Genomic DNA, 24,885 nt, shown 5'->3' on the forward strand with positions numbered 1-24,885 from the left:
ATGGCTGAATTCCACAATTTTGAAACAAAAAAAATCCTCGTTACGGGCAGCAATGGGCTTCTGGGCCAAAAAATCACCGATCTGTCCCTCGCCGAAAACAACATTGTGCTCATTGCGACCTCCCGCGGTGAAAACCGGCACCCAATCAAAAATGGTTACCACTATGTCGACCTGGATATCCTTGATAGCGAACGCCTTCGGGCTCTCATTGCCGAATATCGGCCCGATGCCGTCATCAACACGGCAGCAATGACCAACGTGGATGCCTGCGAACATGACCCCATAGGTTGCCAACAGCTGAATGTCGATGCCGTAGCACAACTGGTGGCCTGTTCCGAGGAATTCGGATTCCATCTTATTCACCTATCCACCGATTTCATTTTCGACGGTGAAGCGGGGCCTTATGCCGAAGATGCATCGCCCAATCCATTAAGCCTGTACGGCCGTAGTAAGCTGGATGCCGAAAAGCTCATTCAACGATCCACAGCCACCTGGGCTATCCTACGCACCATTTTGGTTTACGGTGTAGTGGCCGATATGAGCCGCAGCAACATCGTACTCTGGGCCAAAGGAGCGCTCGAAAAGGGACAGCCGCTCAACGTCGTAAACGATCAATGGCGTATGCCTACTTTAGCGGAAGATTTGGCAAAAGCTTGCCTCCTAACAGCAGTAAAAGGAGCCGAAGGCGTTTTCAACATCTCAGGTAAAGATCTTTTTGCTATCCATGAGTTGGTAGCCGCGGTGGCCGATTTCTGGAAGCTAGACAAATCACTCATCCGGGAGGTGAGCTCCTCCACATTAAGCCAAGCGGCACCCCGGCCCAAACGAACGGGCTTTGTATTAACCAAAGCACAGGACGTATTGGGTTATGATCCGCATAGTTTTGAAGAAGGACTGGCCATCGTTGACCAACAGCTACAAAACCCAAAAAATAACTCCATCTTTGCAACATGACTCAAAAGTTCGCCCGCGAATCACACACCATCATGAACGAGCTGGTGCTCCCCAATGACACCAATACGCTAAACAACCTCATGGGTGGGCGGCTACTTCATTGGATGGATATTGCAGCAGCGATCTCTGCTCAAAAACACTGCAACCGCATCGTTGTCACCGCATCGGTAGATAATGTATCGTTCAGGCACCCGATTAAACTGGGCGATGTCATCAGCATCGAAGCTCAGGTATCACGGGCCTTCACCACTTCTGTGGAGGTGCGCTTGGTGGTATGGGCACAAAATATACCCTCCGGCACGCGGGTCAAGTCAAACGAAGCCTTCTATACGTTTGTTGCCATCGATAAACAGGGCGAAAAAGTCGCCGTACCCCAGCTCGTACCGGAGACCGAGGAAGAGCAGAAACTATACAACGAAGCACTCCAGCGCCGCGAGCTTCGGCTCGTACTCGCCGGGAAATTGAAACCCAAGGATGCTAAAGAGCTCCAAAACCTGTTCAAGGAAGTGGTAAAAAAATGAGGTTTAACATGCCGGTAATCTTACCGTCGCCGCGGGATAATCAGTAATACGATCCCAGCCACCAAAATCACACCGCCCACATAGGGCGGCCAGTTGACCTGTTCTTTCTTGTCCGCGCTGATTTCGACCGGCCCGATATCGACTACTTTTTCCTTACGTGTAAATGAAAAACCAGTCCATACCAACATCACCGCTCCCACGATAATTAAGATTATTCCCATTGTCTTTGCCATACGATTTGCTTTTAGTAATCAATTAACAAAGCCAATCGGAAAATGTTTGAATGGGTAAGTTATCTTATCTAGGCTACTTCGCCGGTGTCAGTGTAATTTTCCGGAACGCTACACCGGTATGGTCTCCCTGCAGGTAAATCGGACCTGCGCTCCCCTCGTGACTATCCAATGCACCGCCCGTAATCCCGGGAATCTCCTGGTTATTGATAATGGTTTTGCCGTTTGCTACAATAGTAACCATACGCCCGCGCAGAGTAATTTCGTAAGTATTCCACTCATTCGGCCCAAGTGTCGCCATTTCACTCGGTGATAAGAAGCCATATATGCCGCCGAAATACAAAGAACCGGGATGCCTGTCTTTCGGTGAATCCTCTATCTGTACCTCATAACGCCCTCTTAAATAAATGCCCGAGTTTGCCCCTTCTGTATAACGGAATTCGGCCACCAGTTTAAAATCTTCAAATTGCTGTTCGCTGATCAGATTTGCACCCGTTTCTTTATTAATCAGTATACCGTCTTCCACTACCCATTGACTGTTATCACCGGAGGTCTTCCATCCTGTTAAATCTTTACCATTGAACAGTTCTATGGGCTTGCCCCATTCCGCTTCGCCCGTCCTGACCAAATAGGGGGCTTTAACCCCTGTAAAATGGAATACATTCCCTTTATTGGTTGTAATCGTGCCCTTGATGCCCTCGCCAGCCAGCTCTCCCTCCACCGTGAACAGTCCACCTCCACCCTCCCATTGCGGCGGGATTTGGAATGAAAACACTCCGTTCTGCAGCGTGATATGCGAAACTGGGCGACTGCTTCCCGCATCGGCCACAAAGGCGCCCACCAGTATATCAAAACCCGATAATTTGACTTCCAACCATGAGGGCACGTCCTTGCCATCTTTGTCTACAGTGAGATCCCATCGCCCAATCAATCCCTCAGCTTCTTCGGGTACGATCTGCGTAGCCGCATTATGTATCTCTTCGGCTTGGTTCTGCGTAGTGGTTCCGTTGTTGCACGACAACACACCTGCTGTCAACAAGCACATTAAAGGGCTATATATTGCATATTGTTTCAACATAGCTATAGGGTTAAATTCTCTGTCGGTGCTAATCTACAAAAATTCCTGAGCCCAACGCGACGATATGATCAAATTCTTCCCGAGTAAGCGGGATCACTGATAATCGTCCTTGGCGCACCAGTGCGATATTTTGCAATACCGGGTCTTTTTTGATGGTTTCGAGCGTGACGGGCTTTTTTAATGTTTCTACAGGTGCCAAGTCTACCACCACCCAACGTTCGTCGGCAGTTGTCGGGTCTTGGTAATGTTCTTTTACCACCTTGGCAATCCCTACCACTTCTTTCCCTTCATTACTGTGGTAGAACAACACCAAATCGCCTTTTCTCATTGCCTGCAGGTTGTTACGGGCCTGATAATTACGCACACCGTCCCAAAAGGTCTGCTTATCGCTAAGGAATTGCTCCCAACTGTATTTGAAAGGCTCTGATTTTACGAGGAAATGGTTCATTTTTGACGTTTTTTATCTATTGAATTGCTTATCGACACCAAACAGGTTTTGCGAAAGGCGAATCGGCTTAGTTCTGCTTCTGTGTAACTTCCATCTTTTCCGCAAAATGATCACAGTAGTCTCTCAGATCACCGATTACGGCTTTGGCCACCGGATCGTCTCCCGAAGCGCGAACAAAGGTATCGCCCATCGTCTGTAAGGTTTCATAGAAAAAACGTTTCATTTCGTCCAGCGGCATGTCTTTCGTCCAAAGGTCTATGCGCAAAGAATTCTTGTAGTGGTGATCCCACAACGCCAGAAACAAGGCTTTGGCGGGCAACGCTTCTTTGTTTTCCCCGTCTGAAGACTCCCATGTGATGGAATCCGGCACATTATTGTCGTCCAGCTCAATCGTTAGTTTTATTTCTGCTTTTTTCATATATTTTTTTCAAAAATTGATTACCACAACTTCAACATCCAAATTACGAGCATTACAAAAACCAAGAACACTCCCTCTGCTAGCCATACACGTTTGAGATTGCGAAGCATCAACCGGAAAAACTGGTCCGCTGCGACCATTATCAACAAAAGTAAGAAAAACCAACCAATGATACCGGTTCCAACCTTATCCGTTACGAATTGCCATAGCAGCCAAGTCATTAACAGCGCTGATGCAATATTCAACGGGGTAATCCTCAGCTGCCTCATCGCTTCTTTCTTCCCGGTTTTGATTTGCTACCGCCCCCCCCGGGCCTTTTGTGATTTCGCTGGGGCCTGTTTACCCGTTGGTTGGCTGCTTTCTTCTCGTGAAAAGCACCTTGGAATTCCGGATTATCTTTTCGTTTCTGTGCGTCAATCTCCCGGGCGATGGCCTGTCTTTCGTCGAAGCCCGTCTTTTCGACAAATACCCCTTCTGGAATTTCCGATACGGGTAGCTGCTGGCGGATCAGCTTTTCGATCTTGTGTATATAGTATTCTTCTGCCGGATTGCAGAACGTGATGGCATCGCCTGTTTGGAATGCCCGCCCCGTCCGGCCGATACGATGTACGTAATCTTCAATGACGATGGGTACATCGAAATTGATGACATGGCTAACGTTGCTGACATCCAAACCCCGTGCAGCTACATCCGTGGCCACCAATATCCGAACATCACCGTCCTTGAAAGCGTTGATGGAATTTATCCGTGTATTCTGCCCCTTGTTGGCATGGATAACCCGAATATGCTCGGCACCGTATTTACGTTCAAGAAAGCTGAATATATTGTCGGCAACAGCTTTGGTCTTGCAGAAGACAATAAGGCGGTGCAACGTTGCGTCGTCTTTGAGCAGGTGCTGTAGCAGGTTGATTTTGGTTTTGAGATTGGGTACATAATATAGGGCTTGCGTAATCGTCTGCGCCGGTGTAGCCTGTTCGCTCACCTCCACAACCGTAGGAAATGCTAGGAAGTCGCCCGCAATCTTATGTACCAGATCGCTCATGGTAGCCGAAAAAAGCATATTCTGCCGTTTACGGGGCACTACTTCCAATATCCTATGCAGCTTGCTGATAAACCCCATGTCCATCATCTTATCGGCCTCATCCAAGACAAGCGTTTTAAGCGATTTGGTGATGAGGTGCCCGGCGAGATACAGGTCGAGAAACCGCCCCGGCGTGGCGACGATGATATCCACTCCTTTTTCCAATTGGGCAATCTGGGTTTTCGGGCCGAGCCCTCCATAGAGTACCACGGCTCGTAAATCCGTATATTTCGAAAACAACCGGATATGCTCCTCAATTTGCATAGCCAGTTCCCGTGTTGGTGAAAGGATGAGCGCGCGCGCATCATTGCCCTGCGCATAGTTAAGTTTCATGAGGATGGGCAACACAAATGCTGCAGTCTTACCCGTGCCCGTTTGGGCTACACCCATCACGTCCTGCCCGGCTAATATCGGCGGGATAGCTTTTTGCTGAATGGGGGTGGGCGTGGTATAACCTGCTTCATCAATGGCATTCAGGATTTGCTTGTTGAACCTGAAATCAGCAAAGGTATTCCGCTCCATGCGGCAAAGATAAGAAAAGGAGGGGGATAATTTATGCAGTTGCTCCTCAACTGGAATTGATTCGCTCCGCTTCCGATTCCTAGGTTTCGTCTGCAACTGCATAAATCAAATGGTAGGGCGTTTAGTGAACTGGAATCGATTCGCCTCCAATTCCTAGGTTTCGTCCGCAACTGCATGAATTAAATTAAGAGGGCTGGGCGTGAACTGCACCTAATGAATAGCTCTTGCTACTTCAATCGGCAAATCGGACTCTAGGATGGAAGCACCATCGGCAAAGATGGCGCGATATGCATTGGCACGCGCCTCTTCTGTTTCGAGTTTGTCATACGTAGGAGCCGCAGAAATCATGCACATCACCCCCTCGGCATTCAATAACCGGTACAATTCTTGGTTCTCCGGTTTGATTTTCGGGCCAATATAGACGATCATACGGTTAAAAGGAATTCCCGCTGCTTTGTATTCCTGAAATTTTTCTATGGTCAGCATGTGAGCGGACAGCATTTGGTTACTGTTCTGATCGAGGTAGTAGCGCGCTTCCTCTGGCGAATGGACGGTAACCATGACAAACGCATAGGCGTTATGCTTGCGGATGATCTCCGCGGTCTGCTCCAGCGGCAGATCTTTATGATCGAGATTCAGCACCGTTTTACCCCTTGCCCATTCGATCGCCGCAGCCAACGTCGGAATACAGTGGTCGGTCTCATTGCCATTGCGGTCTTTCAGTCGCAGTTGCTTCACGTGCTCCCACGTATAATCGGCCAGCTTACCCGTGCCGGTAGTCGTCCGATCGAGCGTCGCATCGTGCATGAGCACGACCACACCATCTTTGGCAAGGCGTGGGTCGATCTCAAAGAAGGCCGGTGTATGTCGCAACACAGCTTCCATGCCTTCGATGGAATTTTCGGTCAGCCCTTGCTCAATGGTTCCCCGGTGTCCGCTGATGACCTTTTTTCCTTTCTTATATTTAAAAAAACGGTGCAATTGCTTCGGCGACTTAAAATCCAGGCGGTGAAGGGACTGCTCCTGTGCAGAAGACTGCGACCCGACCGTCAAAAACAATAAAATCCCGACTAAAAAGCGTGTATTCATGGTTTTATTTTTTATGCATTCAATTTCAATAGCGAAAAACCTTCCTGATCGCCAAATCGGATGATTGTAATCGCCGAATTCTCCTGTACGATCCGTCGGTAGTATTTCAGGGGCATTCCCAGTTTCCATGCGAGGTACAGCCGGTTTACCCCGTTGTGGGCCACCACCAATACATGTTGTCCATCGTGTTTTTGCATCATCTCTGTAAAGAAATCATCGAATCGGTGCACCACGTCAAATGCGGTATCACCAGAACCACCAGCCTGCGTGCGGTCTGGCGATTTGCTCCACGAATTCCAAAGCGATGGATCTTCCGCCACAAATTCCTGCCGGGTCTTACCTTCCCACGCACCAAAGTCAAGCTCGATCAGCCGAGGGTCCTTGACTACGGGCAACTGACTGCCGCTGGCAATTTCGGCAGTGCGGTACGCGCGTTTCAAAGGAGACGCATAAACGGCATCAATCGGATGCCCATGCAATGCTTCCGCTACACGCTGTGCCTGCAAAATCCCCTTTTCTGTTAACTCGGCATCTGTCCTTCCACAGTAGCGGTTCCCATCGGCGTTGTAGGTTGTTTCTCCATGTCGGAGCAAGTAGACAGTCAACATATTCAAATATATTTTCGTTTCTTCAATTCGTCAACAAACCGATGGTAATTGAGTTCGTAAACTTTTGCCAACTCCGGATCGGGCTCAATGCTCCGTTCAATGGCAGTCATCCGGTCAGCGGCTTCGGCAATGGACGTGAAGTGCGCCTTCGATGCCGCCGCGATGGCCGCTCCGACCGCTCCGCTGGCTTCCTTGCATTTGTAAATGGGCAGATGAAGCACATTGCTACGGATGGTCAGCCACACATCGCTGTTGCTGCCGCCCCCGGCTGTGTACACGGCCGCAGGGCGTTCGCCCGATAGTTGCTCAATCAATTCATACGCAAGCCGCTCGATGTAGGCAACACCCTCCATGCATGCGGCAAAACGTTGGGCCGGTGAAGCGCTTTCAGGCATAAACCCTTTCGCTTGGGGCGCAATAAACGGGAACCGCTCACCGGCTTGCTTAAGCGGCCAAGCCAACAATCCTGTAGGAATAAGATTCGCCGCAATTTCATTCAACTGCTGTAAATCCGTACCGAAGTCGGTCATTACCCAATCCGCCCCCGTATTACTAGCGCCTCCGGGCATCCAGTACCCATCGGGATGCCGATGGCTATATAATCTCCCATCCGGGTCGTGCACAGCTTTTTCGGTCACGCCTTTTATCACCAGTGTCGTTCCAATCGTCGTGTTCCAATAGCCAGGTTTCACAGCGCCTGATGCCACTTGCGATGCGCAGCCATCGGTCATGCCCGCAACGACCTGCACATGGGGCATCCGCCACCGCGCCGCCCACTCCTCGCACAGCTTCCCAATGGGCGTACCCGAGGGAACCACTTCTTGGAACCATCCGCGCTGCAGCGGGAGCTCGGCCGTGAGATAATCCGGCCACTTGAACCGGGCCACGTCGTATCCTGACTTCAACGCATTGGTATAATCGGTCACGTCGAATCGTCCGGACAGCATCCCCGTGATATAGTCGGCAGCGTGGATCCATTTGTGGATTTTCGCGGCCTTTTCCGGATAGTTTTCGATAAACCAAACCATCTTAGACAGTCCGCTCGACGCGTTGAATCCAGTATAGCCATCGGACACATGGCGCTCGGCCAATGCCTTGACCTTACGACCAACATCCATTGACCGTAGGTCACTATACATGATGGCCGGATGTAGCGGGCGGTTCGCGTGGTCAACCGGTATAACCGTACCCGAGGTCGAGTCTACACCAATGGCGACAACCTGGTAAGCATCGTGTCGTGCCTGCCAGATAGCACCTAGTTCGTCCATCACTTCCAGCGTGTTATTCCACCAATCGTTTGGCGATTGCTCCATTCGGGAACCTGCGGTAAGGATAAACTGGCGTGACGCCTCCCCCAGCACTTCACCGGTTTCCGTCACCAAAGACGCGCGTACTCCTTGTGTGCCTACGTCAATTCCAATAAAACATTGCTGCATCCCTAGCTAATTTGGCTGAATGTGTGCCGAGCGCGCTTCCACTCGGCATACAATTCCAGAAACTGCTCGCGGTTTTGCGGCGTTACCTCATCCAGCAACTCGAGTGCGGCGCCTTGTTGGCCAGTCGCCTCTGCACAGATGAATGCACCACCTAATACCGATGATTGTCTATATGTATTACAAATCCGGACGTTCTTGTTCGTGAGGTTAGCGATGAACTGGCGGAGCTTGCGGCTTTGCACGCCACCACCGCATGCCCATATGTAATCGCGGTTATGTGGGGCCACCTTGTCCAGCACCTTATAATTCTCATAAATGCTACATGCGATGTCCCACAGGATCGCAAACACGAATCCACCGCGAGTGAGTTGGTGCGAAACGGGCGCATTAAAGATAAAGCCGCCCTTGGTAAGGGGCGTATCCTCGTCGGCCACCAATGAACCCAAGGAAGCCATACATTGCGAGTACGATGTCTCATCCAGCTCTTGCTCGATGATTTCATAGTCTTCATTGGGATAGAATATTTCCCTGAGACGTTGGTAATTCAGTCCGGTAACGCCGGCATTGGCCTCCAACATAAAACTATCCGCATCGATATGCCGCCCGGTCCACGTACGTTGCTGTTCGTCGGTAATATAGGCATCAACCACTTTGATGATCGGCGTTGTCGTACCGGATACGATGACCACATCGTCCCGCTCCGGCTTGGTGCTGTGCACCGCCAATTGAGTATCCGCACCGCCCACAACCACCAATGCATCGACGGCAATACCCCACTCCTGCGCGATATCGGCTCGGATATTGCCCAACACCTGTCCCGAAGACTTCAAAGGGGGCAGTAACGACATCGGCAAGTCAAATACGCTGCAAAGGTTTGCTGACCACGCTCCGGCATTCACATCATACAATAGCGTTTCTGACGCTTGGGAATGTTCGTAGCCGAGAACACCGGAAAATTGGAACTGCACCCAGTCGCTGATACTGGTAAACGAAGCAATGCGATTCCAGAGATCGGGCTTCCGCTCGCGCAATCCCACTAGTTTTAGCGCCGAGAACAAGGCCGTAGGGTAACGACCTGTTAAGGCATACATCCGATTTTTGTCGTTAATCATTGATTCCCATTCCCTGCCGCGGTTGTCGTGGTTGGACATACCGATAATCGGGTTGCCTTCCCTGTCCAGTGCCACCAACCCTTCGCGCTGGCTGGTTGCGGTCAGTGCCGCAATATGTACATTACTTGCTACAGCGAGTACTTTTTCCGTCAACAGCTTAATTTGTTGCCATAACTGCGTCGGGTTGAAAGCGATTGAATCTGGGTAGTCATCGTCTTTTTGGTAACGTAGATTCTCGCGCTGGAGGGCCAATAACTCCCCTTTTGTTGAGACAATGGCCGCCCGCACGTTGCCCGTGCCGATATCGACAATTAAATAGGCCTGTTGTGTCATGTTATTCATGTTCCGTTATTATGGCGTTTGTTCTTTAATAGCTGCTAGGGATGTCATCGGGAAATCCGAAATAACCCGGTGTACGCCAAGTGCTGAAATTCTTTTGATCTCGTTATAGTCGTTGCAGTTACCGATGATGAGTTCGGTCCCGATCTCCTTGCATGCCGCTACCAATTCAGTGTCGATGTAAGCCGCATTGATAGAGTAGAAATCGGGAACAAAGCCAAGCCATTCCAAATTATCTTCCAGTGACGTTTTGGCCTTGGCCAGAAACGCCAGCTTAACGCTTGGGAATTGCCTGTGGAGTATTTGAAGTGTCCGTGGATCAAAAGACTGTACGATTATCCGGTTGCTGATACCTTTTTCCTCCACAACCTGCATCATCAGGCGCACAAATTCGGCGGGACCGGGATGATTAACCCCATCCGTTTTCGGGTTCAGCTTGGTTTCTATAAAGTAGCGCGGGGCCTCCAAGCCTTGCGCTGCGGCATGCCGCTCGACCGAGTCGACCAATTCGCTCAACAACGGAATATATGCGGTATACCGTTCCTGTTTGGGAAAGTCAGGATTCGGTCTCTTGCCCACGTCATACGACCGGATGTCAGCATAGTCCATTCGGTAGAGCACATGCTTCTCTTCTTTCACCATCGAACTTCCGTCTGCTTTCTCAGTGATTTTTGTATTGATCACCGCATCATGACTCACGATTACATTTTTATCCCTACTAATGGCCAGGTCAAGCTCCAATACAGCTCCGTAATGAAGCGTTTTCTTCATTGCTTGGATCGTATTTTCCGGATGTAGGCCCCGAAACCCGCGGTGTGCATAGACTTCCATCGGTGACTGGCCGATTACCGTTTGGCCGCATGCCAGGCACAACACCATCGCAAACATTAGGCTCCGTAACAAAGTAATAGCTATTGGTTTCACACTAAGATCCTTCCTTCAAAGTAACTGTTAAGTCATCTCGGTTAACGAGTTGTTTAATATCTTTTTTATCTCGCTTAAAATAATCCCCCAACACTCGGTTCATGATAGCTACGTGATGATCCTCTACCTCATGCGTGGCTCCAGCGATATGGGGAGTGGCGAGCACGTTCGGATGCCTGATCAGGCGGTAGTCCTTTTCATCAGGCGGCTCATGATTAAACACGTCCAATATAGCCCCTCGGATTTTACCGCTTTCCAGTACATCCAGTAAAGCATCTCGATCGACGACAATCGCCCGTGCCGTATTGACAAATATCGCATCCGGTTTCATCAATGACAAGAGGTCGGCACCAATCATGCCTTTCGTCCCGTCCGTTACCGGCAAATGTATCGCTACGATATCGCTTGAGCCGAAAAGTTCTTCCAACGATTGTTTCTTGTATAATGGATCGTTCGCCGTATAGAACGGGTCGAAATACGTGATTTCGCAGGGGAAGGTTTTCAATATCTGTGCAATGGTTTGGGCCACCGCGCCGAAACCGACCATGCCCACTTGCTTTCCTGCCAGTTCGTTACCCTTGAATTGCAGGTATGCCGTATGGGCCCCGTTGCCCCATTTACCCGCTTCCAGCCATTCGACCCCCTGCCTTGCTTTCCGCAAAAAGGAAATGATATTGGCGATAAACAACTCGGCCACAGCTTGGGCATTCCGCGCCGGCGTGTTGAAAACAGGTATGCCCTTCTGGGTCGCCACATCTACCGCCACATTGGAAGGCGTACCGCGGCATACACCGATGAATTTTAAGTCTGAATGGGCGTGAATCACCGCTGCTGTCACCTCATCATGCTCTGTAATCAATGCCTCGGCTTGTGATTCATGTAGTAAATCAATGAGCTCGTCGGGCCGATACCCCCTTCCATGTGTTTTCCAAGGTTTATAAACAACCTCGCCAAATAGTTGCGCCAACTCTTCCCTGCCTTTCTCGTGATAAGGCGCCGTAACCAATATCCTCATAAAAATGTCATGTTAATTATAAATTCTCCTTTGTTCGCGTCAAATACGCGCAATGCCCCTTTGCGTCTCTCCTGTGTTTTCGGACTTGGGTAACGTGATAAACTTCGTAAGCAATGCGCTCAGGAAGTACAAGCCTGCCAACACCCAAATCACCCCTTCATCACCAATAACTCCGATTAATACGCCCACGATGGCGGGACCCACAAAAACCGGAAGGCCAGCGCCGAGGTTTAGGATCGCCATGGCCGCCCCCTTATCTTTTTTAACGAGGGACGGCACTAATGCTGATAGCGGTACATAACCGGCAAGCAGTCCGCCCCAAAGTACACCGCAAAACAGGACGGCCCAATAATCGCCGCCAAACCAGACTGGGGAATAGAAAAACAGCAGGGTGGTCAGGCCACACCCCACACCACCGAACCACATAATGGTGTTCTGCCAGCCCATCCGATCACCCACAAACCCGAAGATGAGGTTAAATGCAATGTTACTGGTGAAAATGGTGCCCCATATCTGCAGCCATTCGATGGTACTGAACCCGTGGGTGGCCATGTAAATGGGCAAGAACACCGGAAAGGCAAATTGCGCGGTGGTATTGATTACCCGCACAATCCCCCCGATAAGTACTTTGGGCTCTTCTTTGACGATGGTCAAGCCTTTAAGCAACTCTTTGGTTTTCGAACCCGCATTGCCGGATGGAACGAACTTATCTTTATTCATCACAAGGGCGAAAAACGCACCTATCAATACCCAGAATATGGAACTCCATAACGTATTGTGATAGCCAAGCGCTTCGATCGCCCAACTGGAATAGTAAGCCCCGAACACATTGAGCCCACCGGTGAACACGAACCAGAACCACCCCACAGCCCTCCCCAATTTGCTTTGAGGCGTACGGTAGGTGATCCAAACTAAAAACGAATAAGCAAACAGCGGGTAGGCAAACCCGCGAATAGCATAGGTAATTAACATCACGGGGTAATCTAGGTTCTGCATACCAAGGCCCACGAAACCGACCGTCCCAATAATGTACAGCAATAAGCCAAGGAGCATGGCTTTCCGTGGCCCATACCCCTCGGCGAGTACACCGGAAAACCACGATGAAATGGCGATGGTAATTCCATATACAGTAAACAATAAGGCAGATTGCTGCATGGAAAGCCCATGTTCAATTAAATAAGGACTTAGCCAGCCTTGCTCCACGCCATCGCCCATCATAAAGATGATGATGCCGAGGTAACCCCAAGCGAGGGGTTTGGGGAGGCCTGATCCAGAAAAAAAATCCGGTTTCGCTTGTCGTGTATTCATAAACATCTTAATTGGTTATTGCCACTAATAAAAGTAAATATAAGCAAATATAATATTATTAAACATTAATAATATTATATTTAATTTTATTTAACTAAATACTGCTTAACCAACATATTCACCCAACAACGAAATCATATTGACTGGGCCTCTTCATGCGAGAGTTCGCGTTAAAAAATCGTTAGCGCCCGTCCCTTTCTGGGCCAGACGCTAACAATCGCTTTGGTTTCACTTAAAAACTGAGGCCGTCGTTCCAGCCTGGGTTTTGGTTGAGATTGGGGTTCAGCGAACGTTCGTTGATGGGGATCGGATAGAGGTAATCCCTTTGCTCGTTGAACCCGGCCAACTCAATGTTGCTGTGGAAAAACACATTGCCCTTGGTGCCTTCGGTGAGAATGATGCCACCGTTATTGACCGGCATACCGATCTCATACATTTCGACACCCACTTGGTCAGTTGGTTTGTTACCTTGGGTGTAGAGAATGAGGTCGGTTGTTCCGTCGCCCGTCAGGTCGTACTCGCCAGCGCCGGGAAAGTAAATACCCACCAGCGGCTGATCGATGCAGTACCCTGCTTTCCATCGTACCAGGTCGTCAAATCGGAAACCTTCCTGGACGAGTTCGATGGCCCGTTCGCGGCGTACTTCGAGGAGGGCGCCGATGTTGGCGGCGGTTACGTTGGTGTATCCGGCTTCGGTCGACAGGAGGTACGGGTCGGGGTTCGTGTTGGCTGCGGCCACATCCAGGTTGGGCATGCCCACCCGGTCGCGTAGCAGTTTAATCGAAATGTCGACGTCGGCCTGGGTTAACGTACCCAACTCGGCCTTGGCTTCGGCGTAATTGAGCAGCACTTCGGCATAACGGAAAATCGGAAGGTCGTTGTACGAGTAGCCCACACGGACATCATACCCTTTGGTTACGTCTTGAAGGAACTTGATGGGATGGTAACCGTCGACCGATACCGCGAATTTATTGGGGAACGGCCGATTGTCCGACAAGGTGAATTTAGGGTTGCGGATGCTTTGCGTCAAGCGCGGGTCGCGGTCCTGAACTTCATCGATAAAGGTCATGGTTTGCCAGCCGTCTTGCTCGGTGAAGCGACTACCATCCTTCATCAGGTAGGTATTGACAAACTTTTTGGTGTAAGAGGGGCGCCCCTGCGCTGCCGACATGGTAAACGACGACGCGTCGTGGTTAACACGCGGGCTGTTGCTGTAATCGAACGCCAGGATAAACTCACCTGCATCGGCATCGTCTTGGCTGAAGAGGGTAAAATAAGCGTTGTCCACGCCACCGGCCGTGTAAAGCCGGTATTGGTTTCCGTCGATCAAGGTTCTGGCGGCCTCAGCGGCCAATTCCAGGAACTTGCTAGCCTCTTCGCCGCCGTGGTATTTCCTGAACGTGCCTTCATAGAGGCAGAACCGCGATTTGAGTGCCATAGCTGTCCATTTGTTGACCCGGAACACGCTGGTCTCTGCGGGCAGATTGGCGATGGCATAGTCGATATCTTCAATCATCTTGGTCATCACAAGTTCACGCGGATCGCGCGGCTTATAGAGGGCCTCATCCGACGGGCCCAGCTCGGTGTCGTACCACGGCACGTCGCCAAACCGTTTGACTTTCTCGAAATAGAACATCGCGCGGAAGAAGCGCGCCACACCCGAGTATTTGAGTACGGCAGCCTCGTCTTCGCACTGGTCAACACGGGCGAGCAACGTGTTGATGCGCCGCAAGTGGCCCCAGTCCCATCCACCGCCCGAGTTCGGAACGGTACGGCGATTCCCGCCGATGATGATTTCGGAGAGGGTCATCTGGACGAGGTGGTCGCTCTGCTCGCGGTCGAGGTTAGCCACGTTCAGCATGTTATACAGTGGGTTGGTGAAAAACTCCAGGTCTTGTGCGGTTTTAAAGTAGCCGCTCTCCGGAATCTGGCTCAACGGCTGCCTGTCGAGGTTGTCTTCGCAACCCGAAAAGACGGCGATGAGAACGACGAGCGACAGTATTTTGACTATTTTTTCCATTTTTTCGTGTTTTCTGAGGTTAAAAAGTGAGATCCAAGCCGAACATAAACGTTTTTGCCCAAGGGTAATAGCCCTGATCGGTTTCCCCTTGATCAGACAGCTGTTTGTTGCGGTACACATAAGCCGTTTCGGGGTCGACATACTTCGTATTCTTTTTGAGGGGCGACCAGTACGCGAGATTCTCGCCCGAGAAGTAAAGCCTAACCTGATCGATGCCAACCTTTTTGAAGAACGTAACCGGTAGCGAATAGCCCACCGTTAGGTTCTTAAAACGCAAATACGCGATATTCTGGAGGTAGCGGTCGTTGGTTTTGGCGAGGTATCCGCCGGTTGCCAAGTAGGCTCTCGCCCGGGGGAAGTAAGCGTCGGGGTTATCTTCCGACCACACCTTGTCGATAAAGTTGTAGGGCATGAACGACCCGTAAGAGGCAGAGTAATGGCCCCAGAAGTCGCGCGTATTACCATGCAGGTAAACGTGGTGCGTACCGGTACCCTGGAACATGGCCGACACGTCGAAGCCCATCCAGCGTGCGCTCATATTGATGCCGTAGGAGAGCGAAGGGAGTGAATTGCCCAGTTTTACAAGGTCGCCCGAATCGTCGACCGTGTTGGCACCTACACCCCAGATGCCGTCGCCGTTTGTATCGAGGAACTTGAGATCTCCCGCCATCCAGCCACCGGTGAGCCGCGACGACTGCAGGCTCAGGTTCACCTCTTTGGCATATTGTTTCGCCTCTTCGTCGGTTTTGAAGAAGCCGTCCGTGCGGTAGCCCCAGATTTCGCCCCACTCTTCGCCGACGTAATGGGCCTTGGCGAACGACCGTTCGGGGTTGTCGTATTTGGTGACCATCGTTTTGTAATCGCTGAGGTTAGCACCAAGGCTGTAGGCAAAAGGTTTACCTGCTAAATTAAACTGATCACGCCAGTTGAAGGCGATCTCGTAGCCTTTGGTCCGCAGGTCGGCGGCGTTCATCTCGGGAGGATTTGCACCGTAAACGGCGGGCAGGGCCACACCGGCCGTGAGCATATCCCTGGTGTCGCGGATATAGACGTCGGCCGTCATGTTCAAACGGTTTTGGAGCATGTCGAGGTCGAGCCCCACGTCCCATTGCTCGGACGTTTCCCAAGAAAGGTCGTCGGCCAGGGGATCGCCCAGCGAGGCTTGTTTAGAGGGCGTGGATCCGCCGAAGAGGTTGTTCAAGTTGCTGATCGTTACCAGTCGGATATAGGCATAGTAGCTCGATACGTTCTGGTTGCCCAAGCTGCCGAAAGAGCCCCGCAGCTTGAGGTTGTCGATCAGGCGACCTGCACCGCCGTCTTTGAAGAACGGCTCTTCGGAGATTCTCCAGCCCGCGGATGCCGACGGGAAGAACCCCCAACGACTCTCCGATGCAAAACGCGAGGTGCCGTCGTAGCGACCGCTGACCTCAACGAGGTAACGCCCCTTGTAGTCGTAGTTGGCGCGGCCGAAGATACCCATCAGCGCATATTCGCTCTGACCACCACCCACACTGGTGATGACGGCGCCGTTGTCATCGGTACCGACCAAGTTGAGGTCGTTTATATCGGGAACGACCAAGTTTTCGCCAACTGCCCGGAGGCCTTTGGTGTGCCGTGTTTCGTAGTTGAAACCACCCACGGCAGCCACGTGGTGAGTATCACCGAAAGTGTCGTCGTAGTTGGCAAACGCGTTGAACGACTTGTATTTGTTGGTGCTTGCGCTCTCCGTCAGCCGGTTGATACCCGCTCCTGTGGTATATGACTCCATCGGGCCATCTGGAAAGACGCGGTAGTGGAGGGGATTACCACGGGCCGTGGTTCGGTCTTGGTAGAACCGGTAGGTGAAGTCGCCTGTGACGGTGAGTGTTCTGTGCGGCTTCAATACCAAACGCGTGGTGGTCGAGAAGTCGTTGTCGGAGTCGATCGTGGGGTGCTCCCCATTGATCAGCATGATTTGCCGGCCGTTCCCTACCTTGTAGGTGTTGATCAAACCGTCGGTATCGTAGATGCCCGACCCATCTGGATTGAAGAAAGGGAAATTCGCGAGGGCATGGTTGGCGGCATTGTGGATGACGTTATCGATACCGTTCTGGTTGTTGTATTTGGAGTCGAACAGCGAGATGTTACTCGACAGGGTTGCCCATTTGTTGATGTTGAAGTCGACTTTCGAGCGCATGTTGTAGCGGTTGAGTACGTCGGGGTGATGCCGCTGCATACCTTGTTCGCGGAGATAGGCCCCCGAGACAAAGTATTTGACATCGTCCGTGCCTCCGCTCAGCGAGACGCTGTGCTGCTGGTTGGGGCGTCTTTCGCGGAACAGCCCGTCCCACCAGTCTTGGTTGGCGTAGTAAATCCACCGTCTTTTGCCATCGCGCACATCTTCAATGACCCACGGCCGATCGGGGTGTTCGGTTTTGTCGTTTACGCGAGCCAACAGCTCTTCCATATCCTTTTCGGTATACTGGATGTATTTGTTGCCCGAGTCGGCCTGCCAGAATTTGTTGACCAGGAATACCGACCAGTAGCCGCGGTTTTCATAGTCGGTCGACGCGGTGGGTGCTTCCCAGCCCATGCGCGAACTGTAACGGACAACGGCTTTGCCGTCGGAGGCCCCCCCGCTCTTGGTGGTTACCAAGATGACACCGAATGCGGCGCGAGCGCCATAGATGGCTGCGGCCGAAGCATCCTTGATGATGGAAATCGACTCGACGTCTCTTGGGTTGACACGGTTCAGGTCGCCTTCGGCACCATCAATCAGCACCAACGGCTCGGTTTCGTTGATCGACGTAATACCCCGGATATTGATGTCGGGCGTCGAACCGGGCTTACCCGCACTGGTGGTGACATTGAGGCCCGGTGCGGCTCCCTGTAGCATGCCGGTAACGGTGGGAGTGACGCGGTCTTCGAGTTCCGCACCGGTTACGACCGAGACCGCACCGGTCAGGTTGACGCGCTTTTGGGTGCCGTAGCCCACCACGACGGCGGTTTCGAGCCCGATAACATCTTGTTGTAGGTAAATGGTCAGATCGGTCTGATCGGAGGTGATGGGCTCTGTTTTGGTGATGTAGCCCATGAACCGGACGTTCAACGCCTTGGTTCCCTCCGGAATGGAGAGGGTGAACCGCCCGTCGTCATCCGTAGTAGCGCCTTTGGACGAACCTTCTGCGACGACGGAAGCGCCCGCGATGGGCTGCTCTTGGATGTCGAGCACCCTGCCCGACACCACTCTTTCTTGGACAGCCGTCGGTTTTTGCGAGTTGTCGCTATGACGGGCCTGGGTAGTCCAGCCATTCAATACGAACACGAGTAGGGTAGCCATTGCCATCAGGAGCCGCTTGCCCGAACACGCCTTACATACGTATGTAAGATTTAAATGTAGTTTGTTCTTCATTAGCTTAAAATGATTTGATTGTTCTTACAGTTTATTCATTATGCACTTATTTTTTGCCCGGCAAAATTAGCCTATTGGCAGGTCGTATACCTTCCGTTAAGGTTACGCTTATATTATGTTCTGATTAAGACAAGCCTTAGCATATCTTTCTATCCAAATACAAATCCGCGTTTCTTCCCCAATGGACTTATTTTCACTTTCTTTTATAGATGCTCGAATCGCGCATGTTATAATAAGATCGTCTATAAGAATAGTTAATTAACCGGCAATGATGCCATCGTGCTCCACGACCAATACCGCTGAATACAGCATCTATCAAAAAAATTCATGCCTGTTGTGACCCAGCCGTCAACACCGATGGCTCAACTTTCTATTCAAAAGCTTTCATAACGATCATTCTTTAAGGTTTATACTAGCACAAATTTAACAAAATAAAATATTTAAAAACAAAATAAAATAAAAAATAATATTAAAATAAAGTTTAATTAACATATATAAACTGGAAAATTTCGAATCAAACGGTGTAATTATGGCGTTTCCCCTTCCAAATTCAAATAAAATCACTTAACATTGCATAAGGAGATGCTTCGCCCTTTGAATAAAGATAAATTAACATTGATTTAACATGAAAAACATCACCAAACGGCATCAGTTTATTTTGGAACGCCTAAAAAATAAGGGTCAGATTACGATACCGGAACTCATCGACCTTACCCAGGTTTCTGGCGTCACCATCAGGAAGGATCTCAAGTTTCTGGAAGACAAAGGACTGATCTTCATTACCCGTGGCGGAGCATCACTAACCAACCCTTATACCATTGATCGGCCTATTTATGAAAAAGCCACGATCAACGCCGAGCTCAAGAAGAGAATCGCCCACGCGGCAATCAAATTAATTGGTGAGAACGACGCAATTATTATCGGGTCGGGCACAACCGCCTTTGAATTGGCCCATCACTTGCATCCCGTCAAACCCCTAACCGTTATCACCCCGGCCGTGAAGGTAGCCATGGAGCTTTGCAACCGGCCAAACGTGGAAGTGCTGCAACTCGGTGGTCTTATCCGGCCCAATTCATCGTCGGTAGCGGGTGCTTATGCCGAATATATGCTCGACCGGGTATCCTGCGGGGTGCTGTTCATCGGTGTCGATGGGATCGATCTCGATTTCGGCTTTTCCATCAGTAACCTCACCGAAGCCAATATCAACCAAAAGATGATCAACGCCTCACAGATCATTGTCGTATTGGCAGACAGTTCCAAATTCGGCAAACGCGGTATCGGCAAGATATGCGAGCTGGAGCAGGTGCAATACATTGTCACCGACAACGGGGTGCCTGAAACCATCGTGAAAGAGTTGGAAGAGCGCGGGCTTAAAGTGATTGTAGCCAAATGAACGATGCGAATCGACGAGACCCTATCTTCCAGTCTATTCCTTCCTTTTCACCAATAGCACTTCGTCGTTGTCTAGCAGCGAATATCCATATTCATAGCAAAAGCGGTATTGTACACCCTCGGTTGTTTCGTACATATCGGTGATGAAGTCAAAATTAAATCCCTCACTGATAAGTGTTCGCCATTTGACTGTCGTTTCGCTTTTGGGATTGAGGGTTTCCAGTATCTTCCGGTTGCGCTTTAGGATACTATTTACCTTGCGAAGGTAACTGCTTTCTCCGCTATTCCGTCGATTGTTATAGTTCGTGCGACAGGAATCGTCACAAAATTTCTTGTCGGAACGGCCAAAAAGCAACGCTCCGCAATCCAAACACTTTCGCTCCATAGGTAGGGGTTCTGTTTGACAGCCATCATCAAATGGCGCCCTAAAGATAGGATTTTTTTAGTAAATACATTTCGTAGCTTTGTCTACTTGCATTTAGCATCCATGCGCATACTCTCCATCCATAACTACTATCAACACCCCGGCGGTGAAGATGTTGTTTTTGAGCAGGAGAAGACCCTGCTTGCCCTCACCGAGCATGTGTTTTCACTTACCTTCAATAACAAGAAGGGTTGGCGGGGAGCTTGGCAGACATTCTGGTCGCCATGGAATATATGGGCAGCACAACGACTAAAACGGGCCATCAGGCAATACAAACCGGATGTCATCCACATCCATAACCTGCATTATGCCGTGGGTCCCATTGCGGTACGGGTTGCTAAGCGGATGGGCATCCCGGTGGTGATGACCGTGCATAATTATCGCCTGCTATGCCCCTCGTCGACTTTATTTCACAACGGCAAGCTTTTTACGGACAGCCTGTATACGGAATTCCCTTGGAAAGCCGTATGCATTGGGGCACATAGCCATTCCTCGGTGAAAACATTTTGGCTTTCTTATACCACGTGGCTGCACAAAAAATTAGGCACGTGGCACATGGTAGATCGTTACATCACCTTAACGGATTTTGCCAAGCAGGTATTCGCGGGCTCCTCCCTGCACTTACCACCAGAAAAGCTGGTGATCAAACCGAATTTTGTTGCCAACGGCTTTCAGCTTTCTGAAGCCCGCGGGCACCATTTTCTGTTCGTCGGCCGCCTTACCCAGGAAAAAGGTGTGGAAGTGCTATTGGAAGCATTCGCCGGCACGGACTATCATTTACGCATCGTGGGCGACGGCCCACTACGGACCATGGTGACGGATGCCGATCAGCGACATCCCAACATTACCTATCTTGATACCTTGGGACGAGCTGCCATTGATCAGCAGCTTGCAACGTGTACAGCATTGGTGTTCCCCTCCATTTGGTATGAAGGCATGCCTATGACGCTCATTGAAGCGTTTGCAGCCGGCACGCCTGTCATCGCCAGTAATCTTGGTGCAATGGAATCCATGGTACATGAGGGGCAAAACGGCTGGCGGTTCACCGCTGGCAGTGCGTCGGATCTAAGAGAGAAGATTGGGCTGTGGCTTACCACAACAGTTACTTACCGGCAGCAGTTAGGCTTGGAGGCCAGGCGGGAGTATGAACAACGGTATACTGCCGAACAAAACAGACTATTGCTATTGAATATCTACCATTCGACAACGGGAGCGACATGATGACGATTCGAAACATCAGACTACTTTTACTTCTGGGCATATTACCATTTGCGCTGCAAGCCCAGAAACGGCCCAACATCGTATTTATCCTCGCGGACGACCTGGGCTATGGCGATCTTGGCGCATATGGGCAGCAAGTTATCAAGACCCCTCATCTTGACCGCCTCGCGGCCGAAGGCATGCGCTTCTCGCAGTTCTATGCAGGCACCACCGTGTGTGCTCCATCACGGTCGGCACTGCTTACAGGGCAACATACCGGGCACACCTACATCCGGGGCAACAAGGAGATAAAACCTGAGGGACAAGAGCCACTGGCCGACTCCGTGCAGACGTTTGCCCAGCTGCTGCAGCTGGCCGGCTACACAACGGGCGCCTTCGGCAAATGGGGATTGGGCATGGTAGGCACCAGCGGCGACCCTAACCGCAAGGGGTTCGATGAATTTTTCGGATATAACTGCCAACGCCAATCGCACCGCTACTACCCGACCCACCTATGGGCAAATGACCGAAAAGTAATCCTCGAAGGCAATGACCTGTCGCAAAAGGCACATTATGCGCCGGCCATCATCCAGAAAAAAACACTGGCGTTCATCGAAGAAAACCGAGAAAGACCTTTTTTTCTGTTTATCCCGACGGTATTGCCCCATGCCGAATTGCAAGGACCGGAAGATGAGCATTACAGACAGTATGAACATGCCTTTGACGAAACTCCCCATCAGGGCAACGGCTACGGTCCCGAAGCTACCGTGGCGGGCTACGCGTCCGTTGCCAAGCCTCGCGCCACCTTTGCGGCCATGGTTAGCCGCCTGGATGCCTATGTGGGCCAAGTACTCGATAAGCTGGATGAACTGGGTTTGGCCGAGCATACCATCGTGCTTTTCAGCAGCGACAATGGTGCCCATCAGGAGGGGGGCGCCGACCCGGATTTTTTCAATAGTACGGGTGGCTTACGTGGGGCAAAGCGCGATCTCTATGAGGGCGGAATCCGTACGCCGCTCATCGTGCGGTGGCCGGGTAAAGTGGCCGCCAATGTGATTTCCGATCATATGGGTGCTTTTTGGGATATCATGCCTACTCTCGTGGAGGTTACGAATGCCCCGCAACCCCGATATACCGATGGCATTTCATTTTTACCTACCCTTCTCGGTCTGGACAGCCAGCAGCAGCACGACTACCTCTACTGGGAATTTCACGAGAGCGGCGGCAGGCAGGCTGTCCGTATGGGCAAGTGGAAGGGCGTTCGGCTAAAGGTAAAGGAGGGCCTCGAGGTGCCAATCGAACTCTATGACCTATCTATCGATATGGCCGAGCACAATAATATCGCAGATCAGCACCCCGCTATCGTGGCGCAGCTGCGCCGCGCTATGGATAATTCCCATCGGGAAAGCGCCATATTTCCGCTATTTACCCAAAGGGAGTGATTCAACATCAAGAGCAAGGGTTGAGTTTTTGATTGATCTGCAGGCAAATCGACTGATGCGCCCGATTACTGGATTAATGCGAAAAGTAATAAATCACTTCACCCACGCATTTACCAAATGCATAAATGGCACAGGCAGAAAGCGCAAGCAAACCGACCCTTACTATTTTATTTTGTAGGAAACCAACATGTTTTTGTATCATACCACGTGATTCTAAACGATCAACAACCCTGAGAAACCTTATCACAAAAGTAATCATTATAGCGGAAATAATCACAACATGACATTCAAATGTCACACAACTGAGAAATTAGCCCTATAATTGCGTCATCGTTACCATGCAAGAAACCCGACAAAAAATTATCGATGCGGCCATCCTGATCTTCAATGATGACCAATCGGCGCCCCTGGAAAAGGTTGCTGAAAAAGCAGCTGTCACGCGGCGGACACTTCATCGCTATTTCAAAGACCGGCATGAATTGCTAACCGTGTGTAGCAAAGATATACGCAAACGCTGCAGCGAAGCCATGGCCGCAGCGCTTGACAGCTCCGATCGGCCACTAACACAGCTGGAACAGCTTTTATATGCCGCACTGGATTGCGGCGCGAAATATGCATTTTTCCACAAGCTGCACGGTAGCGAAGGACACCAACACCATGGCGGCAATGACGATTGCACAGCCTATGATACCATGCACCAACGTTTTTTGCGATTGATCATGCAGCTACAAGATGCCGGCATGATCACGAGACACGTTACGCCTTCATGGATACATGCTTTTTTTACCGGTGTAGTGAATACGGCGTTGAAAGCCGATGCGATGGGAGAAGTAGCGAAACAAAGCCAGAAACAATTCGCCTGGTTTTCGTTTAGCAAAGGGATAGGGGTTTAAAAAATTTACTTAGTTATGTCTCATTTTTGAGACATAACGACTTATTTTAATCTATTTGCTTATTACCAGCACTTAACAAATATGAAACAACAACAGAAAACAATTGATGCAGTGATTGTTGGCGGCAGCTATGCAGGATTGGCCGCCGGGATGACCCTAGGCCGGTCAATGCGCGAGGTATTGATTATTGATAGCGGCAAGCCTTGCAATGCGCAGACACCTCATGCGCACAACTTCCTCACCCAAGACGGCAATACCCCTGCCCGAATCGCCGCATTGGGACGGGAACAGGTGCTTGCGTATCCTACCGTCCAGTTCATTACCGATGAAGTGCTTGACGTGACCGGTGAAGACCTGCTTTTCCAAATTAAAACAGCATCGGGGCAACGGATCGCTACTAAAAAAGTGCTGTTTGCCACTGGCATTAAGGACCAGCTGCCCGATATAGATGGCCTGGCTGCATGCTGGGGCATATCGGTAATCCATTGTCCATATTGCCACGGCTATGAATATCGCAGTGAGCCCACAGGCCTTCTTATGAACGGCGAAATGGCGTTCGAAAAGGCACGGATGATCCATCATTGGACCAAGCAACTCACCTTATTCACCAATGGCGAAAGCACCATCGGCGATGCTGAAAGGCAACTCACCGAAATGGGCATAGTGATCGTGGAGACGCCACTCCAAAAAATCGTCCATACAGACGGCTACTTGAATCAGGTGGTTTTGACGGATGGCAATAAGGTGACCTTACAAGCCCTTTATGCCCACGCGCCTTTTATCCAGCATAATTCGCTGCCGGAAAAACTGGGGTGTGCGCTATCGGAAAGCGGTCACATTAAGGTAGATGTTTTCCAAAAGACCACCGTACCGGGTATTTATGCCGCCGGGGATAATGTAACAATGCTCCGCAGCGTGGCTACGGCTGTGGCTTCGGGGACCTCCGCGGGGGCGTTCATCAATCATGCACTAATCATGGGGGGGTATTGAGGAAACATGGCGGCAACTTGTATCTAAAAGCCAATTTGGCTAAGTTTGTG

General features: G+C 50.6%; 23 protein-coding genes. 8 read left to right on the forward strand and 15 right to left on the reverse strand.

Annotated elements, in window-relative coordinates; translation table 11 throughout:
* On the forward strand, positions 1 to 954 hold the full coding sequence (locus IEV98_RS00925; protein ID WP_188504067.1) for an SDR family oxidoreductase: 954 nt from the start codon (positions 1 to 3) through the stop codon (positions 952 to 954).
* A complete protein-coding gene (locus IEV98_RS00930; protein WP_188504068.1) occupies positions 951 to 1,475 on the forward strand; it encodes an acyl-CoA thioesterase in 525 nt (174 codons plus the stop codon). The genes IEV98_RS00925 and IEV98_RS00930 overlap by 4 nt, the downstream gene beginning before the upstream one ends.
* A gap of 20 nt (positions 1,476 to 1,495) precedes the next feature.
* Here the strand turns inward: IEV98_RS00930 and IEV98_RS00935 are convergent, their stop codons facing one another.
* The 13 genes from IEV98_RS00935 to IEV98_RS00995 form a co-directional block, all read right to left on the reverse strand.
* Positions 1,496 to 1,708: a hypothetical protein gene (locus IEV98_RS00935; protein WP_188504069.1), complete on the reverse strand. Its 213-nt coding sequence runs from the start codon at positions 1,706 to 1,708 to the stop codon at positions 1,496 to 1,498.
* Between the two features lie 73 nt (positions 1,709 to 1,781).
* Entirely contained in the window at positions 1,782 to 2,750 is a 969-nt protein-coding gene (locus IEV98_RS00940; RefSeq protein ID WP_229738496.1) for a 3-keto-disaccharide hydrolase, read from the reverse strand.
* Positions 2,751 to 2,811: 61 nt separating this feature from the next.
* Positions 2,812 to 3,231, reverse strand: a complete 420-nt coding sequence (locus IEV98_RS00945; RefSeq protein ID WP_188504071.1) for an EVE domain-containing protein — start codon at positions 3,229 to 3,231, stop codon at positions 2,812 to 2,814.
* 67 nt (positions 3,232 to 3,298) lie between these two features.
* Positions 3,299 to 3,649, reverse strand: coding sequence for a gliding motility protein GldC (gene gldC / locus IEV98_RS00950; RefSeq protein WP_188504072.1), 351 nt, complete (start codon positions 3,647 to 3,649; stop codon positions 3,299 to 3,301).
* A gap of 265 nt (positions 3,650 to 3,914) precedes the next feature.
* A complete protein-coding gene (locus IEV98_RS00955; protein WP_188504073.1) occupies positions 3,915 to 5,252 on the reverse strand; it encodes a DEAD/DEAH box helicase in 1,338 nt (445 codons plus the stop codon).
* Between the two features lie 210 nt (positions 5,253 to 5,462).
* Positions 5,463 to 6,341 carry a glycerophosphodiester phosphodiesterase family protein gene (locus IEV98_RS00960; protein ID WP_188504074.1) on the reverse strand — a complete coding sequence of 293 codons (879 nt, stop codon included), beginning with the start codon at positions 6,339 to 6,341 and terminating at the stop codon, positions 5,463 to 5,465.
* Between the two features lie 11 nt (positions 6,342 to 6,352).
* Positions 6,353 to 6,949, reverse strand: coding sequence for a histidine phosphatase family protein (locus IEV98_RS00965; protein ID WP_188504075.1), 597 nt, complete (start codon positions 6,947 to 6,949; stop codon positions 6,353 to 6,355).
* 2 nt (positions 6,950 to 6,951) lie between these two features.
* Positions 6,952 to 8,385, reverse strand: a complete 1,434-nt coding sequence (locus IEV98_RS00970) for an FGGY-family carbohydrate kinase (RefSeq protein WP_188504076.1) — start codon at positions 8,383 to 8,385, stop codon at positions 6,952 to 6,954.
* 2 nt (positions 8,386 to 8,387) lie between these two features.
* Positions 8,388 to 9,839 carry an FGGY-family carbohydrate kinase gene (locus tag IEV98_RS00975; protein ID WP_229738497.1) on the reverse strand — a complete coding sequence of 484 codons (1,452 nt, stop codon included), beginning with the start codon at positions 9,837 to 9,839 and terminating at the stop codon, positions 8,388 to 8,390.
* A gap of 9 nt (positions 9,840 to 9,848) precedes the next feature.
* Positions 9,849 to 10,724 (reverse strand): glycerophosphodiester phosphodiesterase family protein, encoded by an 876-nt coding sequence (locus tag IEV98_RS00980; RefSeq protein ID WP_307726847.1) that lies wholly within the window; start codon positions 10,722 to 10,724, stop codon positions 9,849 to 9,851.
* Positions 10,725 to 10,761: 37 nt separating this feature from the next.
* Positions 10,762 to 11,775 carry a 2-hydroxyacid dehydrogenase gene (locus tag IEV98_RS00985; protein WP_188504078.1) on the reverse strand — a complete coding sequence of 338 codons (1,014 nt, stop codon included), beginning with the start codon at positions 11,773 to 11,775 and terminating at the stop codon, positions 10,762 to 10,764.
* Between the two features lie 39 nt (positions 11,776 to 11,814).
* Positions 11,815 to 13,083 carry an MFS transporter gene (locus IEV98_RS00990; protein ID WP_188504079.1) on the reverse strand — a complete coding sequence of 423 codons (1,269 nt, stop codon included), beginning with the start codon at positions 13,081 to 13,083 and terminating at the stop codon, positions 11,815 to 11,817.
* A gap of 232 nt (positions 13,084 to 13,315) precedes the next feature.
* A complete protein-coding gene (locus IEV98_RS00995; protein WP_229738499.1) occupies positions 13,316 to 14,797 on the reverse strand; it encodes a RagB/SusD family nutrient uptake outer membrane protein in 1,482 nt (493 codons plus the stop codon).
* 18 nt (positions 14,798 to 14,815) lie between these two features.
* Between IEV98_RS00995 and IEV98_RS24790 the strand changes: the two genes are divergently transcribed.
* Entirely contained in the window at positions 14,816 to 15,133 is a 318-nt protein-coding gene (locus tag IEV98_RS24790) for a hypothetical protein (protein ID WP_229738500.1), read from the forward strand.
* On the opposite strand, the gene IEV98_RS01000 is transcribed toward IEV98_RS24790, so the two are convergent.
* Positions 15,123 to 18,494, reverse strand: a complete 3,372-nt coding sequence (locus IEV98_RS01000) for a SusC/RagA family TonB-linked outer membrane protein (protein ID WP_229738501.1) — start codon at positions 18,492 to 18,494, stop codon at positions 15,123 to 15,125. The two genes, IEV98_RS24790 and IEV98_RS01000, sit on opposite strands and share 11 nt — an antisense overlap.
* Positions 18,495 to 19,119: 625 nt before the next feature.
* On the opposite strand from IEV98_RS01000, the gene IEV98_RS01005 reads away from it, so the two are divergent.
* Positions 19,120 to 19,887 (forward strand): DeoR/GlpR family DNA-binding transcription regulator, encoded by a 768-nt coding sequence (locus IEV98_RS01005; protein ID WP_188504081.1) that lies wholly within the window; start codon positions 19,120 to 19,122, stop codon positions 19,885 to 19,887.
* 33 nt (positions 19,888 to 19,920) lie between these two features.
* Here IEV98_RS01005 and IEV98_RS01010 read toward each other — a convergent pair whose 3' ends face one another.
* Positions 19,921 to 20,271, reverse strand: a complete 351-nt coding sequence (locus tag IEV98_RS01010; RefSeq protein WP_188504082.1) for a hypothetical protein — start codon at positions 20,269 to 20,271, stop codon at positions 19,921 to 19,923.
* 102 nt (positions 20,272 to 20,373) lie between these two features.
* Here IEV98_RS01010 and IEV98_RS01015 point away from each other — a divergent pair, with 102 nt between their 5' ends.
* From IEV98_RS01015 to IEV98_RS01030, 4 genes are all read left to right on the forward strand, one after another.
* Positions 20,374 to 21,531 (forward strand): glycosyltransferase family 4 protein, encoded by a 1,158-nt coding sequence (locus IEV98_RS01015; protein WP_188504083.1) that lies wholly within the window; start codon positions 20,374 to 20,376, stop codon positions 21,529 to 21,531.
* Positions 21,528 to 22,952 (forward strand): arylsulfatase, encoded by a 1,425-nt coding sequence (locus IEV98_RS01020; RefSeq protein WP_188504084.1) that lies wholly within the window; start codon positions 21,528 to 21,530, stop codon positions 22,950 to 22,952. The genes IEV98_RS01015 and IEV98_RS01020 overlap by 4 nt, the downstream gene beginning before the upstream one ends.
* A 338-nt stretch (positions 22,953 to 23,290) precedes the next feature.
* A complete protein-coding gene (locus tag IEV98_RS01025; RefSeq protein ID WP_188504085.1) occupies positions 23,291 to 23,845 on the forward strand; it encodes a TetR/AcrR family transcriptional regulator in 555 nt (184 codons plus the stop codon).
* 81 nt (positions 23,846 to 23,926) lie between these two features.
* Positions 23,927 to 24,835, forward strand: a complete 909-nt coding sequence (locus tag IEV98_RS01030; protein WP_188504086.1) for an NAD(P)/FAD-dependent oxidoreductase — start codon at positions 23,927 to 23,929, stop codon at positions 24,833 to 24,835.
* Positions 24,836 to 24,885: the final 50 nt, after the last annotated feature.

This window comes from Parapedobacter pyrenivorans, assembly GCF_014636865.1.
Classification (GTDB): domain Bacteria; phylum Bacteroidota; class Bacteroidia; order Sphingobacteriales; family Sphingobacteriaceae; genus Parapedobacter; species Parapedobacter pyrenivorans.

Excerpts from the sequence above, each read along its gene's own strand:
- IEV98_RS00925 (WP_188504067.1), top strand. The coding sequence starts at position 1 with ATGGCTGAATTCCACAATTTTGAAACAAAAAAAATCCTCGTTACGGGC.
- IEV98_RS00930 (WP_188504068.1), top strand. The coding sequence starts at position 951 with ATGACTCAAAAGTTCGCCCGCGAATCACACACCATCATGAACGAGCTG.
- IEV98_RS00935 (WP_188504069.1), bottom strand. The coding sequence starts at position 1,708 with ATGGCAAAGACAATGGGAATAATCTTAATTATCGTGGGAGCGGTGATG.
- IEV98_RS00940 (WP_229738496.1), bottom strand. The coding sequence starts at position 2,750 with ATGTGCTTGTTGACAGCAGGTGTGTTGTCGTGCAACAACGGAACCACT.
- IEV98_RS00945 (WP_188504071.1), bottom strand. The coding sequence starts at position 3,231 with ATGAACCATTTCCTCGTAAAATCAGAGCCTTTCAAATACAGTTGGGAG.
- gldC (WP_188504072.1), bottom strand. The coding sequence starts at position 3,649 with ATGAAAAAAGCAGAAATAAAACTAACGATTGAGCTGGACGACAATAAT.
- IEV98_RS00955 (WP_188504073.1), bottom strand. The coding sequence starts at position 5,252 with ATGGAGCGGAATACCTTTGCTGATTTCAGGTTCAACAAGCAAATCCTG.
- IEV98_RS00960 (WP_188504074.1), bottom strand. The coding sequence starts at position 6,341 with ATGAATACACGCTTTTTAGTCGGGATTTTATTGTTTTTGACGGTCGGG.
- IEV98_RS00965 (WP_188504075.1), bottom strand. The coding sequence starts at position 6,949 with ATGTTGACTGTCTACTTGCTCCGACATGGAGAAACAACCTACAACGCC.
- IEV98_RS00970 (WP_188504076.1), bottom strand. The coding sequence starts at position 8,385 with ATGCAGCAATGTTTTATTGGAATTGACGTAGGCACACAAGGAGTACGC.
- IEV98_RS00975 (WP_229738497.1), bottom strand. The coding sequence starts at position 9,839 with ATGAATAACATGACACAACAGGCCTATTTAATTGTCGATATCGGCACG.
- IEV98_RS00980 (WP_307726847.1), bottom strand. The coding sequence starts at position 10,724 with ATGTTTGCGATGGTGTTGTGCCTGGCATGCGGCCAAACGGTAATCGGC.
- IEV98_RS00985 (WP_188504078.1), bottom strand. The coding sequence starts at position 11,775 with ATGAGGATATTGGTTACGGCGCCTTATCACGAGAAAGGCAGGGAAGAG.
- IEV98_RS00990 (WP_188504079.1), bottom strand. The coding sequence starts at position 13,083 with ATGAATACACGACAAGCGAAACCGGATTTTTTTTCTGGATCAGGCCTC.
- IEV98_RS01000 (WP_229738501.1), bottom strand. The coding sequence starts at position 18,494 with ATGAAGAACAAACTACATTTAAATCTTACATACGTATGTAAGGCGTGT.
- IEV98_RS01005 (WP_188504081.1), top strand. The coding sequence starts at position 19,120 with ATGAAAAACATCACCAAACGGCATCAGTTTATTTTGGAACGCCTAAAA.
- IEV98_RS01010 (WP_188504082.1), bottom strand. The coding sequence starts at position 20,271 with ATGGAGCGAAAGTGTTTGGATTGCGGAGCGTTGCTTTTTGGCCGTTCC.
- IEV98_RS01015 (WP_188504083.1), top strand. The coding sequence starts at position 20,374 with ATGCGCATACTCTCCATCCATAACTACTATCAACACCCCGGCGGTGAA.
- IEV98_RS01020 (WP_188504084.1), top strand. The coding sequence starts at position 21,528 with ATGATGACGATTCGAAACATCAGACTACTTTTACTTCTGGGCATATTA.
- IEV98_RS01025 (WP_188504085.1), top strand. The coding sequence starts at position 23,291 with ATGCAAGAAACCCGACAAAAAATTATCGATGCGGCCATCCTGATCTTC.
- IEV98_RS01030 (WP_188504086.1), top strand. The coding sequence starts at position 23,927 with ATGAAACAACAACAGAAAACAATTGATGCAGTGATTGTTGGCGGCAGC.